12 protein-coding genes and 2 pseudogenes are annotated in these 14,460 nt (G+C 37.4%); 2 read left to right on the top strand and 12 right to left on the bottom strand.

Features of this window, described 5'->3' with window-relative positions; all coding sequences use genetic code 11:
- Nucleotides 1-190: 190 nt before the first annotated feature.
- The 4 genes from HMPREF0819_RS04350 to HMPREF0819_RS04365 form a co-directional block, all read right to left on the bottom strand.
- Nucleotides 191-487: a hypothetical protein gene (locus HMPREF0819_RS04350; RefSeq protein WP_004232805.1), complete on the bottom strand. Its 297-nt coding sequence runs from the start codon at nt 485-487 to the stop codon at nt 191-193.
- Between the two features lie 181 nt (nt 488-668).
- A complete protein-coding gene (locus HMPREF0819_RS04355; RefSeq protein ID WP_004232807.1) occupies nt 669-2,159 on the bottom strand; it encodes a sensor histidine kinase in 1,491 nt (496 codons plus the stop codon).
- The gene (locus tag HMPREF0819_RS04360) at nt 2,131-2,826 is read right to left on the bottom strand and encodes a response regulator transcription factor (protein WP_004232808.1); all 696 of its coding nucleotides are present in this window, start codon (nt 2,824-2,826) and stop codon (nt 2,131-2,133) included. Before HMPREF0819_RS04360 ends, HMPREF0819_RS04355 begins: the two co-directional genes overlap by 29 nt.
- An 88-nt stretch (nt 2,827-2,914) precedes the next feature.
- A complete protein-coding gene (locus HMPREF0819_RS04365) occupies nt 2,915-3,796 on the bottom strand; it encodes a DUF3114 domain-containing protein (protein WP_004232810.1) in 882 nt (293 codons plus the stop codon).
- Between the two features lie 81 nt (nt 3,797-3,877).
- Here HMPREF0819_RS04365 and HMPREF0819_RS04370 point away from each other — a divergent pair, with 81 nt between their 5' ends.
- A complete protein-coding gene (locus tag HMPREF0819_RS04370) occupies nt 3,878-4,396 on the top strand; it encodes a TetR/AcrR family transcriptional regulator (protein ID WP_004232811.1) in 519 nt (172 codons plus the stop codon).
- A gap of 114 nt (nt 4,397-4,510) precedes the next feature.
- Nucleotides 4,511-6,281: pseudogene (locus tag HMPREF0819_RS04375) on the top strand (oleate hydratase).
- A 64-nt stretch (nt 6,282-6,345) separates the two neighbouring features.
- On the opposite strand, the gene HMPREF0819_RS09320 reads toward HMPREF0819_RS04375, so the two are convergent.
- The 8 genes and pseudogenes from HMPREF0819_RS09320 to HMPREF0819_RS08945 all read right to left on the bottom strand — a co-directional run.
- On the bottom strand, nt 6,346-7,368 hold the full coding sequence (locus HMPREF0819_RS09320) for a right-handed parallel beta-helix repeat-containing protein (protein WP_004232821.1): 1,023 nt from the start codon (nt 7,366-7,368) through the stop codon (nt 6,346-6,348).
- 288 nt (nt 7,369-7,656) lie between these two features.
- Nucleotides 7,657-7,950 (bottom strand): hypothetical protein, encoded by a 294-nt coding sequence (locus HMPREF0819_RS09325; protein ID WP_237393043.1) that lies wholly within the window; start codon nt 7,948-7,950, stop codon nt 7,657-7,659.
- Nucleotides 7,951-8,055: 105 nt separating this feature from the next.
- Nucleotides 8,056-8,220, bottom strand: coding sequence for a hypothetical protein (locus HMPREF0819_RS09330; RefSeq protein ID WP_004232826.1), 165 nt, complete (start codon nt 8,218-8,220; stop codon nt 8,056-8,058).
- Between the two features lie 142 nt (nt 8,221-8,362).
- A complete protein-coding gene (gene thrS / locus HMPREF0819_RS04385) occupies nt 8,363-10,309 on the bottom strand; it encodes a threonine--tRNA ligase (RefSeq protein ID WP_044023330.1) in 1,947 nt (648 codons plus the stop codon).
- Between the two features lie 350 nt (nt 10,310-10,659).
- The gene (locus HMPREF0819_RS04390) at nt 10,660-11,994 is read right to left on the bottom strand and encodes a glycosyltransferase family 4 protein (RefSeq protein WP_004232830.1); all 1,335 of its coding nucleotides are present in this window, start codon (nt 11,992-11,994) and stop codon (nt 10,660-10,662) included.
- A 1-nt stretch (nt 11,995) separates the two neighbouring features.
- Entirely contained in the window at nt 11,996-12,994 is a 999-nt protein-coding gene (locus HMPREF0819_RS04395; protein WP_004232832.1) for an LTA glycolipid anchor biosynthesis glycosyltransferase, IagA/BgsA family, read from the bottom strand.
- 82 nt (nt 12,995-13,076) lie between these two features.
- The gene (ccpA, locus tag HMPREF0819_RS04400) at nt 13,077-14,081 is read right to left on the bottom strand and encodes a catabolite control protein A (protein WP_004232834.1); all 1,005 of its coding nucleotides are present in this window, start codon (nt 14,079-14,081) and stop codon (nt 13,077-13,079) included.
- Nucleotides 14,082-14,217: 136 nt separating this feature from the next.
- Nucleotides 14,218-14,460, bottom strand: a pseudogene (locus tag HMPREF0819_RS08945) (transposase); the annotation flags it as partial.

The following is a 14,460-nucleotide window of genomic DNA, read 5'->3' on the forward strand; positions in this document are numbered from 1 at the left end:
ATGTTATCGTCGCCAGCTGATGATTTTTAAGCCAAATAATTCTAAAGAATAACTAATCAAAGCTAGCGGCAATGCCACTATCAGTAGTGCATATACAATCTTCTTTTTCATGTTAATAAACTAAACAAGATCAACAATAATTTGAACTTCTTTCAATTCCTTCTTTTCTAATTTATACTTGAGTGTGGTCTTATTTTACTTTATAACGTCGATCAATAATGGAGCCTGTTGAAGCATTAATGGTATAAACAAATCGTTTCGATGCCGTTTCAAATCTAATCTTATGAGTAGCTAGCAATCCCTCACGGCTTTTCATAAGGGTTTGTGAAACTACTTTTGACTTTGTAACACCTGCATTTTGATAAGCAATTTTTTCAACATCGCTTATCGCAAGTTTATAACCAACTTGATTATAGGCATAGCTGCCAACAAAAACAAGCGTCATCAGAACTCCAATCCCGATCAGGTATTTCTTAAAACTTTTCATCTTCTCTCCGTTTCAAGATTGTATCCATATTATAACTGAGTTTAAGGAATAAATCTTGGATAAAGTCTCGAAAAGCTGTGGCAAAAGTGTGGCAATTTCTGCCTAAATTTAGTGTATCTTATTCTAAGGATTTGCGCTCTTACAAAATTGTAAGACATAAAAAACTTGTAGAAATTAGATTCTACAAGTTCTTTTTATTTTGCTGTATTGGCAACATAATCACAAATGTTGTTCTATCTTTTGTGGAGTCAACTTGAATCTTACCATGATGACGGTCTATGATTTCTTTAGTAATGGCAAGACCAATCCCAAAATGTCCACCTTCACCTTTATAAAAACGTTCAAAAAGGTGTGCTTGGTCTTTAGCTGAAATTGGGTTACCGTCATTTGAAAGACAAATTTCAACCTGATTAGTAAGCTTTCTACTAGAAATTGTGATTTCTTTTTTTGCATAGCGAACAGCATTTGACAAAATGTTCGTTATCGCACGCTCAATTAATTTTTCATCAGCTTCAATGTCAAGGTAATCTTCCTCAAAATCATGCTTAAAACTAATTCCACGCGCATCAGCTTTCGCTTTTAAGTGCCAACTAACATCATACAACAAATCAACTAAATTCAAACTTTCAAGTTTCAAGGTCTGCTGCGTCGATTCCATTTTTGATAAAGTCAAGATATCATCAACAAGCTCCGCCATTTTACGACTTTCATCCAGTATGACTGCTGCCGCCTCTTTGTCATCAGCAGCCACCCCTTCTTGAATAGCTTCCGCATAACCTTGAATAGACATCAAAGGCGTCCGCAATTCATGCGATGAATTTTGGAAAAAGAGTTGCTGACTGCGCTGGTTGGCGTCAATCATATCATTCATACGGTCAACTGTTTGACCAACCTCATTAAACTCTCGGTAAGCAAAATTTTCTGGTTGCAAGTCACGCTCGCGATTACCAACACGTAAGATATAAGATTTTAAAGCACCAAAATGCTTATCAAGTTTACACGATGTCAAAAAGATTGTTATGATGGCAACCAAGCCAACAATCACCATTAGCGAAAGCAATAGGTAGTTGATGTACCGTTCAAAATCCGCAATCGGCGTAACGTTGGCAAAGACAAAAACATAATAATTCTGCGCGCTATCGTCGCCATTCGTCTGCTTGACATAGCCTTCTCCAAGCGTTCCTGAGTACTCTTGCATCTTGACCATGTAAGTAGAATCGTAAACTTTTAATTTTTTAAATTGCTGTGAATCAGTATCTATCTCTTCATCAAACCAATCCGTTTCAGTTTTATCTGAGAAATAATCAACGACTTTTTCTGAAATCTGCTTTTCAGATAAATCATAAGTTGATGCTGAGATGTATTTGATGCTAAAGTCTTCATCGACAATAGCATAAGTCGTTTCAAAAATATTTCCATCAAGTATCTTAGAAGAATCATTTCCCACATAACGTGCATCTAAAATATCATACTGACTTTGAACAGCTCTAAAAGCCTCTTCTGCCAAAAATAATTTTAATAACCCATTAAAGATGAGCATGATTATCGCAAATGCAGCAACCAAAATTGTCAACGGCTGTAAAAATAAGGTTGTTCTAAATCGGGATTGTCTTCTTCTTTTCTTGAAAAAATGGCCTGTCTTATCAGTCTTTTCTCGTGAGTTTGAACCCATAGCCCCAAACCGTTTCAATAAGGACATGACTGTCAACCCCTCTCAATTTTTTGCGCAATCGCTTAATAGTATCATCTGTCACACGTGTCTCAACTTCGCTGTCATATCCCCAGACTTGGCGCAAAAGTTCATCACGAGAAACAGCCTCCTCACTGTGAGACATCAACACCTTCAAAAGCTCGAATTCTGTGTTGGTTAACTTGATGTTTTTACCTTGATAAGTCGCAGAACGTTCTTTGTCAGACAAGACTAACTCATCATAGCTTAATGAGTCAGAAGAGTCTTTATTACTATGTTCTTGAGTCATAGGCGTGCGCGCCAAAATCGCCTTGACCCGTAGACTTAATTTTAAAGGTGAGAATGGTTTTGTGAAGTAATCATCAGCTCCCGCAGAAAAACCTTTGACAAAATCATCATCGCTATCACGTGCTGTCAAAAGAATGATTGGCACGTCTGAACGTTTACGAAGAAGTCCAGCAATATCGATGCCATTTGTTCCAGGCATCATGACATCAAGAATCACAACATCTGCCGCATCTTCCATAAAGCGTAACAAAAGCTGATCTCCCGTTTCAAAGACTTCAACTTCTAAATCTTGTTTTCGTAAAAATGAGGCAATTAAGTCGCGGATATTTTTCTCATCATCAGCCACATATACCTTTGCCATTTGACACCTCTCAAGCTAATTTCTTACCTTCATCATACCATAATTTTAATGAAAACAAGCAAGCCCAACTGGACTTGCCACAAAAAACTTACAATTTATTCATAGATTTTAATTCTTTCAAAAATACGCGACGAAGCGCTAGGCTCCTACGGTATGACGACTTTCCATTTTTAGAATAAACACCTTTTCTATTAAAATAGCTGCGCTGCCAATCACTATGCCAAGGTCTTCTCACCCAAAGCGGTGCTACAAAAGCATTTCCTCGATTAACTAAGATATGCTTTCGAAAAAGCGGGTCATGTTGCTTAATTGCTGCAACATCAAGTTCATAATGCCTCTGATTATTTTGATTGGCGTAGTTAAAACTGGCACCATTAATGATGCCATTATATGTTTGACCTTGCGGATCAATTTCATTTGCAAAATGGCCATTGCTGTCAAGGATAAATTCGGTGTGAAATGCCATGAGGATTTTAAAATTGACAGGTAATTCAAATCCTAAAATAGGACATCTTGGTGCTTTATTGTGAAGTCTAGCTGACTCCGTCACATCAAAATCAAAAACTTTTCGCCAAAAACGACGTTCCTTCTTGCCTTTGAGAAAAGCTAAAAGCGATGTCCAATCATTTTTTGCTGGATAATATTCTCTCACCAACTGAGCCTGATAGGCTGAAATGACATAACGAAATTGATGGACTTGATGGGCTAAAAGCGTGTCCTCTGCCATACTCTCACCTGGAAAAGCTAGCTGAACAAGTCTTGCTAATTCACCCCAGAATGGATCATCTGGAGCTAAATCATCTGAAAATTGATTTACCAATTTTCTCGTCTGTGCCACTTCTCCCGTTAATTCTAAAGGCATTTGTGCGATTTTCATGAGCTCAGTAAGCACTTGTCTTGCTTGGTGCTGTGTCATTATAGCTCTGCTATTTTCCCAAAAAAGGAAAAACTCTTTGTCTCCGATTTTCATAGGTCAATTATAGCACATTGCAGCGCTAACACCTTTTTTAAAGAGGCTTGTGATAAAATAACTATAGATAGAGGGGAATTTATGAAGACTTTAACGAAACAAGCTTTTGCTCAAGCTTTAAAAGAGATTATGGCAAAAAAAGCTTTTGACAAAATCACTGTCACTGAACTCATCCAATACTTAAAGGCTAATCGTCAAACTTTTTATTATCATTTTAACGACCTGTATGATCTTTTGGAACAAATCTATATTTCTGACAGTGAACGAATGATTGGCGATAATAGGACCAATGATTCATGGGAAAAAGGAATGCTAGCCATTTTTCACTATATTCAAGATAACAAAGCTTTCGTCTGCAACACTTACTACTCCGTTAACCGCAATTATTTAGAACATTTTCTGTACGACCGTGCTTACGACTTAACTAAACCTGTTCTAGAAGAAAAAGGGATTGATTTGACAGAAGAAGAAATCGAATTTCGTGCGTATTTCTATAAATATGGTCTGGTTGGTTTTATTTTAGACTGGATTGATTCAGGCTTACAAGAAAATCCTCAAGACTTGGCACACCGTATTTACCAGCTACTTGAAAAACTGTAGCTAAACAATCACTCAAATATGCCAAAATTTTAGACAAGGTGTTTACCTTCTCTATTTTGTTTTTCGCAAAAAAGCGGTTTAATGAAGATAATCACAGAAAAGGAGTTGACACGTATGCATTATTCTAATGGTAATTATGAAGCTTTTGCTCGACCTAAAAAGCCTGAAAATGTTGACCAAAAATCAGCTTATATTGTTGGTAGTGGATTAGCAGCTCTTTCGACAGCTGTTTTTTTTGTTCGCGATGGGCAAATGCCAGGTAATCATATCCATATCCTAGAAGAACTAAAACTTCCTAGTGGCAGTATGGATGGGATTAAAAACGATCGTCTAGGCTATATTATTCGTGGTGGACGTGAAATGGAACCTTATTTTGAAGTACTTTGGGATTTATTCCGTTCGATTCCTTCACTCGAAAATCCTGACCACTCAATCTTGGATGAATTCTACTGGCTCAACAAAGAAGACCCTTGTTACGCTAAAACACATGTTATTCATGAGCGTGGCAAAGCTATTCCAGATGATGGCAAGTTAACATTATCAGAAAAAGCCATCAAAGAAATTATCGATTTAATTTTGATGCCTGAAAGCAAACTTGAAAATGTTCAGATTGACCAAATTTTTGATGATGAATTTTTCAAATCTAATTTCTGGCTTTATTGGTGTACTATGTTTGCCTTCGAACCGTAGTCAAGTGCCATGGAAATGCGCCGTTATCTCATGCGCTTTGTCCAACACGTTGGCTGCCTAAAAAATCTTTCTTCTCTTCGCTTTACAAAATACAATCAGTATGAATCATTGATTTTGCCAATTGTGCACTATTTGACAGAACACGGTGTTGACTTCAGTTATGATACTACAGCTACAAATATTTTAGTTAATCGCAAAGGTCAAGACAAAGTTGCCACAAAAATTGAATTTACAAAAGCTGACAAACAAGAAGAAATCTTTTTAACCCCAGATGATTTAGTCTTTGTAACAAACGGTTCAATCACTGAAAGTACAACATATGGTGATAATGACCACCCTGCTCCTATCAAACACACATTAGGTGCTAGCTGGGAACTCTGGCAAAAATTAGCTGCACAAGATGACAGTTTTGGTCACCCGGAAGTCTCCTGCCAAAATATTCCTGACGCTAACTGGACTATTTCTGCTACTATCACTTTTAAAGACAAACGTATCGCTCCTTATATCGAAGCTGTTAACCATAAAGACCCTTACAGTGGTTCAATCGTAACTAGCGGTCCAACTAGTATAAAAGATTCTAGCTGGCTTTTAGGTTATTCAATCAGTCGTCAACCGGATTTCAAAGCTCAAAAAGACAATAAACTCGTTGTTTGGTTTTACCCTCTTTACACAGACCGTAAAGGAAATTACATCGATAAATGACCTGATGAATGCACTGGTAAAGAATTCTGTCAAGAATGGCTCTATCACATGGGCGTTCCAGAAAATGAAATTGCAGAAATCGCAAACGTAGTTTCTACTATTCCTTGCCACATGCCCTATATCACAACTTATTTCATACCACGTGGCTTAAATGACCGTCCACTAGTCGTGCCAAAACACAGTAAAAACCTTGCCTTTATCGGTAACTATGCCGAAACACCAAGAGATACTGTCTTTACAACCGAATATTCTGTCAGAACTGCCATGGAAGCTGTCTACACTTTACTCGATGTTGACCGTGGAGTTCCTGAAGTCTTTGCGTCAGCTTTTGATATCCGCATGTTGCTCAATGCCCTTTACTACCTAAATGACCAAAAATCATTGATAGAAATGAATATTTCTTGGGCAGAGCAAACTCTTTTAAAAGAGGCTCTTAAAAAAAATTCATGGAACTTATATCGAAAAACTCCTCAAAGAATACCATTTACTATAAACAACTCAAATTTTAATCATTCAAAATAGCCCCTCAATAGAGGGGCTATTTTAGACTATAATATCTAGTAAATATTAAATGCTGTTTTGCCAGAAATTTCATTTGCCTGACAGTTTGCAATGATTGTATTTTTGGTGCTTTCAACTGATTTACGAATGCTTGATTGGTTACCAGAAGCTGGTGTAACAACTGAGCGACCGCTTGGTAGTTTATCAGCACTCTTGCCACTAAATCCTTGAACAGATGTCCAACCTTTAATGCTCAATGGTTGAATATAGTAATTATAACCATTATCAAAAGCTACACAATGATTAAAATACCCTGTAACTGAACTGTTATTGTTATCAAATCCTTTTTTGGCTTCATCAAAAGCAAGACAGTAAGAAAGGCTACGAGTTACACTTGATTTTGAGTTGACAGAACCAAGTTTGAAACCATTTGGATTTCCGTCAAAAGAACTACCAGCCCAAGCTGAAAGACTAACTGTTCCAGCATCTGTTTGAATGAAATTACCTGAGGGCAAGCTGAATTTTCTTTTAGCATAGTTTGAAGCAAATGAAGCATCTTTCGCCTTAATCAACTGTACCAAATGAAGATTTTCATCTAGAGCTTTTTTGTGGTCAAAATCATATTTACCTGTAAAGACATCTGGATTACCATTATTCCAAACCGCACAGTTTGTGTACGTGATATCTGGTGTCACATCACCAGCTTTATCAAACGAATCCCAACCATCGTCAGAATTGTCCCAAGCATAACAGCATGTAAAGGTATTGCCTGTTCCAGCACCAAGTTTTGGTGTAAATCCGTCAGCATTACCACCGCGAGTGTAAACATCACAATTACGATAGCTGTAAATCACTTCAATTGTATTTTTGTATGCGCCTGCTGTTATTTGCAAACCAGCGTCATTATTATAACAAACGATACAGTTTGAAACTTTGTTGTTGCCAGCAGTTTTTCCTTTGATTTGGATACCGTTGTCTGGTGCGTGTTCGACAATCAGATTTTGAACAGTGTAGTTAGAACCTGAAATTCTTACACCAACAGCCGCATCTGATGAAGCTTTACCTACATATTTAGCCATAAAGTTTGAAAAATCAAGTTCAGGATAAGAACCGTCAGCATTCTGAACACCGATGATTTGAACATTTGAATTTGCTTTTGAAAGCGCAATTCGTCCATCATAAGCAATCTTTTGCCCTTTGACATAGACTTTACCACCACCAGCTTTTTCAGCTTTAGAAATCGCTGAAAGAAGGTCTTTGTAAGTTGAGACAGTTGTATTTGCCGCTGCTAATGAAGTGGAGATTGTAGCTTCATCAGCAGTTTCAACTTCTGAAAGATTAACTTCTGTGCTATTACTTGTGCTACCTTACTCTTGACTTTCATCAGTTGCCTCAGCAGAATTCACTTCTAATTTAAAAATTTCGACATTCCCAACTTTAGCACATAAGTAAACAAAACTATCATTTTCTACGTAAGTATAAGATTCTTCACTAACTTCAGATTTTGTCTCTGCAATTATTAACTCTTGACCTTGCTCATCAAAAATAGCTAAACTTGCTGATTCAGTATCAGAATTACGTTTCATAGTAACTTTGATAACATCATTAGTTGTAACAGGAATTTTGATAGCATTATCATGTTGCTCACTCTGAGACTTCAATAATAGCGCATTAGAGTAGTCATTCCTAGAAACGGTAACCGACTCAGCTAAAGTGCTCAATGGACTATTTTCATTAGCTTCAAATGTTAAGCTATCAATTGTTTTCTAAGATGAAAGCGAAGCTAAATCTGTAAATTTAGAATCACTGAAGTTCCATACAGAATCAGCTTTTACAATCACTGGACTAGGTCCAAAATTAGACAAAAGCACAGCTAAGGCTAATAATAGACCAAAGCCAGTCGATAACGATTTGTATTTTAAGTTTCGCATATTTACTCCCCCCTTTTGCGAGCGCTTACTTTTATTTTAACACTTATGGATAAAAAGCAACTACTTTTGCAAATCTGGAAAACATAAAAAGAAGCCCCGCAGGACTTCTTTTTTACCGAATTTATTATGCAAATATAAGGAATTATTCAGCGTCTGGACGAGATTTACGGTCAATATCAGCCATGATATTTTCAACAAATTCATCAATAGATTCTGTATGAGTTTGTTTGCTACCGTAACGACGAACGTTAACTGTCTTATCAGCCATTTCTTTATCACCAACGATTAATTGATAAGGAATTTTCTTAGTTTGGCTTTGACGGATTTTAAGTTGCATTTTTTCGTTACGTTCATCAACGTCAACACGAACACCTTTGTCACGAAGAAGTTTAGCTACTTCCCAAGCATAGTCGACGTGAGCTTCGTTAGAAACTGGGATTACAGTTACTTGGTGAGGAGCAAGCCATGTTGGGAATGCACCTTTGTAGTTTTCAATCAAGATAGCTGTGAAGCGTTCCATTGTTGAGATAACACCACGGTGAATCATAACTGGACGGTGTTCTTCACCATCAGCACCAACATATGTAAGACCGAAACGTTCTGGAAGAAGGAAGTCAAGTTGGATAGTTGACAATGTTTCTTCGTTACCAAGAGCTGTCTTAACTTGGATATCAAGTTTTGGACCGTAGAAGGCTGCTTCACCTTCAGCTTCAAAGTAATCAACGCCCATTTCATCCAATGCTGCTTTCAACATTGATTGAGCATTTTCCCACATTTCATCGTCATCGTAGTATTTGTGAGTGTCTTTAGGGTCACGCAATGAAAGACGGAAACGGTAGTCAGTCAAGTTGAAATCTTCGTAAACGTCGATAATCAATTGAAGAGCTTTTTGGAATTCGTCTTGGATTTGTTCAGGTGTTACGAACAAGTGACCATCATTAAGAGACATTTCACGAACACGTTGAAGACCTGACAAAGCACCAGATTTTTCGTAACGGTGCATCATACCGATTTCAGCGATACGGATTGGCAATTCACGGTATGAGTGTACGTGGTGTTTATAAACTTGGATGTGGTGTGGGCAGTTCATTGGACGAAGAACGAATTCTTCACCATCACCCATATCCATTGTTGGGAACATGTCTTCACGGTAGTGATCCCAGTGACCTGAAGTTTTGTAAAGGTCAACTGAAGCCAATGGTGGAGTGTAAACGTGAAGGTATCCTGAAGCCACTTCTTTATCAACGATGTAACGTTCCAAAGTACGACGGATTGTAGCACCATCTGGCAACCAGAATGGAAGACCTTGACCAACTTCTTGAGAAATCATGAACAAATCAAGTTCTTTACCAAGTTTACGGTGGTCACGTTCTTTAGCTTCTTGACGTTGTTTAAGGTAAGCTTTAAGGTCTTTTTTATCAAACCAAGCAGTACCATAGACACGTTGCATCATAGCGTTGTCGCTATTTCCACGCCAGTAAGCACCAGCAACGTTCAATAGGTGGAAGACTTGAATACGTCCAGTTGAAGGAACGTGTGGGCCACGGCAAAGGTCTGTAAATTCACCTTGTGTGTAAACAGTAAGACCACCTTCGTCTTCACCGTGTTCTTCAATCAATTCAAGTTTGTAAGGATCGTTTTTGAACAATTCACGCGCTTCTTCGATAGAAATTTCTTTACGAACGCATGGAAGGTTTTCTTTAACGATTTTTTTCATTTCTTCTTCGATACGAGGAAGATCTTCATCAGTGATTTGACCTGATTTGTTATCTGTATCGTAGTAGAAACCATTTTCGATTGCAGGACCTACACCAAGGCAAAGGTCTGGGAAAAGACGTTTAGCAGCTTGGGCAAAAAGGTGAGCTGCAGAGTGACGCAAAACTGAAAGTGCATCTTCGTGATCAGGTGTCACAACTTCGATGCTACCATCTTCTGTAATTTCACGTGTGGTATCAATCAATTCTCCGTTAAATTTACCAGCCAAAGCTTTTTTAGCTAGTGAATTACTGATACTTTGAGCAATTTCAAAAGTTGTTACACCAGATTCAAATTCGCGCACAGCGCCATCTGGAAAAGTAATTTTAACCATACTATTCTCCTTTTTTAATAATGACATTGTTGAGAATTCCTTTTTGGAACCAGACAAAAGGAATTTGACGAGTTCACAATGCTTTTTTCTCGAGATAAAAGAAAAACGACGCCCAAAAAGGACGTCGTAACGTGGTTCCACCTTCATTTATCTACGACAAAAAAGAGTCGTAAACCTCAAAATAGCTATATCGTAGCAACCGTTTTATGTTTGCATAAAAGCAATGGAAGGAGTATTGAATCAGCTAACCCTGCGCCCTTCTCACCAACCGGCACTCGCTCTAAAGGTTAAACCCTGTTCAACTTGTCTTCGATAGCTATTATAACACGAATTTTTTATTTTTCAAGAACTTAGTTAAGGAAATCTCGAATTGAATTAATTAAACGTTTTGGTGCCTTAAAAACTTTGGCAGATGTTTTAACCGTTGCTTTTGCAGCTTCTGCTGGAAGTTTGATAGCAGAGTGAGCAATTTTTACAGATGTTTTTTCGCGTTTTCTACGAACAGTCAATGAGAATTTTTCTTTTTTCTTATTCTCAGCAGAAATCAAAACATCCAAATAAAAGGCATAAACTGATTTTCCAAAATGTTCAGCTGAGATAGCATACATCTTAGCTTGATAGGATTTTTCATCCATTTTAGGAGTATTTTCAATAGCATCTAAAATAGCATTTGCTAAATCCTCTTCTTGATAGAAAAGTGTTCCAAACATTTTTTGGTCAATGATATCATCCAAGTAAGGATTTCCGTGCGCAATAACTGGTGTTCCACTGGCAAGACTTTCAGTGTATGTGAGACCTTGGGTTTCACTTGTTGAAGCCGAAATAAAGAAATCAGCAGCTTTGTAGTAAATCGCTGTTTGATCGTGTGGCACCATTCCAGTGAAAATAACCTTTTCCTCGATACCAAGTTCAGCAACCATTTTTTTAAGGTCAGAAAGATATGGTCCATCACCAACAACAACCAGTCTAACACGACTATTTTGCGCTAGAACATTTGGAAATTGTTGGATAATCGCTTGTATATTTTTTTCATGAGAAATACGTGACAGACTTAGCAACATTGTCTCGTCCTCGGCAATTCCAAGTTGCTCACGAAGTGCCATAGCATCTTCTTTTGTGATGTCCTTGCGTTCGTATTCTTCAACACGGATTCCTGTTGGAATAACACGTTTTGGAATCTTGATATCATAACCATCAAGCAAGTTTAACACAATACGTGATGGACAAATCACACCGTCCAAATCATTTAAATACCCGCGGACAATGTACTTAACCATCCCAGGTTTAATGATTTTTCCTTTAGCAATATAACCAACATAATCTTCATATTGCGTGTGATAAGTGTGAACGACTGGAATCCTTAGCGCAGCTGCAATCATTTTTCCAAGCATACCAACACTGAACTCTGTCTGTGTGTGAATAATATCTAGTTTATATTGTTTAGCAATTTTATATGACGAAATCAATCCACGATAGACAATACGGCGATCTGTAAAAGAAATAAAAGGAACGCTTGGAAGTCTGATAATCGTCGGATCTTCATAGCGCTTAACCGCTTTATCTGTGGTTGTAAAGATATAAACTTCGTGCCCTTCTTTCTCCAATTCTTCCTTAAGGGTGCAAATACTTGTTGCTACCCCGGAAACTTGAGGAAAATAGGTGTCCGTAAATAGTCCTATTCTCATTTTACAACTCCATTACTTTGTGATAAACATCAACCAATTCATGAGCAACCTTATCAATACTACGACTCTCAGCAATATGATAACCTGCTTCTTGTTTTTCACTATTTCCTGATAAAACTTTTCGTAAAGCTTTAACGAAACCATCAACGTCAGTTGCTAACTCAGCACAGCTGTCATCAACCCAACCATGGTAAACTGGAATGTCACGCACGACAACATGTTGGTGGCTAGCAAGGGCTTCAAGAACGACGATTCCTTCTGTTTCCTCACGACTTGGGAAAAAGAAGGCGTCAGCACCACTCATGGCCCCTTCAAAAACATCCCCTTTGATATAACCAGCAAAGGTAACATTATCTGGATGTTTGCGTGTCACGATGCTTCGAACTTTATGTGGAATAACCCATTTATTTATTTCACCAAACCAAATAAAACGCACATCAGGCATTTGTTTAGCAACTTCAACAAATTCATCAATACCTTTTCGCATAAAATAAAGCCCAGCACAAATAACAACTTTTTCATCTGGTTTAATGCCAAAATGACGTCTAAAAGTTTCCTCTTTAGCAGGATTTGGCACATAACGTGACAAATCAATACCATTTGAAACAGCATAAATAGGTTTGTCAACACCATAACCACTGATTAGTGATTTTGAATATTCTGTCGGCGTAATAATGGCATCTGCATTGTTATAAAAATGACAAAGGTACCATCTAAAAATTGGTGATACTAAATTAGAGCCAATAAATGAATTACGAAAATCTTCCTCTGTTGAATGACCATGCATCAACACTTTTTTACCAGCTTTTTTAGATTTTTTTAGTAATTTCCAGCTCTTAATTCCATAAGTATTGATATGCACTAAATCATAATCATCGTCTGGATTTGTTGTATAATCTTGACCAACCATCGTAAGCGCACGTTCTTGGTGCTTAATGGCACGACCAATTCCTGATTTTCTTAAATAATTTTCGGCTTCCAAATACAGTAAAACTTTCATAAACTCTATTATAGCCTATTTTGTAACATTTTTCACTAAAGCTCAAAAAAATCAGCCCTAAGGCTGATTTCAGATAAATAAATTATTGACGTGATGTACCACGTAATTTAAGACCATGATTAAGAATAATTTCTTTTTCTTCAAGTTCTTCTTTGTTCATGATTTTAGTCAACATACGCATGCTGACAGCTCCAAGGTCATAAACCGGTTGGCTGATTGAGCTGAGGTTTGGACGTGTGTATGAAGTAATTGGTGAATCATTACTTGTAATGATTTCAAAGTCTTCAGGAACTTTTTTACCTGCAGCAAACAAGCCGTTCAAAAGACCTGCAGCTAATTCATCTTCACCTACATAAGCAGCTGTTGCACCTGAGTTCATCACACGTTGAGCAAGCTCATAACCATCTTTATAGTCATAGTTTGCTTCAAATACAAGTCCTTCTTTGAATGAAAGATTGTTCTTTTCAAGTCCTTCTTTGTAACCAGTAAGACGAACTTTACCATTGATTTCGTCAATAAGTGGTCCTGAAACAAAGGCAATATCTTTATTGTTTTTAGCTAAAATATCAACAACATCTGCTACAGCAGCTTTGTAATCAATATTAACACTTGGAAGTTGATGTTCTAAATCAACTGTCCCTGCTAGAACAACTGGTGTGCGTGAGCGAGAGAACTCTGCACGAATTTTTTCAGTCAAATGGTGACCCATGAAGATAATACCATCAACTTGTTTAGCAAACAAAGTGTTTACGACATTAACTTCTTTATCGTCATCTTCATCACTTGATGCAAGAACGATATTGTATTTGTACATAGCAGCAATGTCATCAATCCCTCTCGCTAAAATTGAAAAATAGCTATTAGCGATATTTGGAATAACAACACCAACAGTTGTCGTTTTCTTACTTGCCAAACCACGAGCAACTGCATTTGGACGATAGTCTAAACGGTCAATAACTTCAAGGACTTTTTTACGAGTGTTTTCCTTTACATTTTTATTACCATTTACAACACGACTAACTGTTGCCATTGAGACACCAGCTTCACGTGCAACGTCATAAATTGTAATCGTATCATCAGTGTTCATTATTGGACTTCCTTTCTATTTGAAAATTTCGCTTTCACAGATATTTTACCATCTTTTGGAAACACTTTCAAGGGTAAACTCATTATTTTTGGAAAGTTTTCATATATTGAAAACGTTGCCAAATTTCAGGTTCAAATTAGCCAGTCTGTAAAAACTCTTTAGGAGATTTATAATTGAATAGTTTCTTTGGATAGTTGTTAATCCAGTTTTCAATAAATGCGACTTGTTGTTGAGTCGCATTTTTGCTTCCCTTAGGCAACTAACGCTGGATGAGTCTATTATGATTCTCATTAGTACCACGCTCCCAAGAAGAATACGGGTGGGCATAGTAGATATGAGCAGGGTCAAAAACTTCTGCTAAACGACTGAACTCAGCTCC

This window comes from Streptococcus equinus ATCC 9812, from assembly GCF_000187265.1.
GTDB lineage: Bacteria > Bacillota > Bacilli > Lactobacillales > Streptococcaceae > Streptococcus > Streptococcus equinus.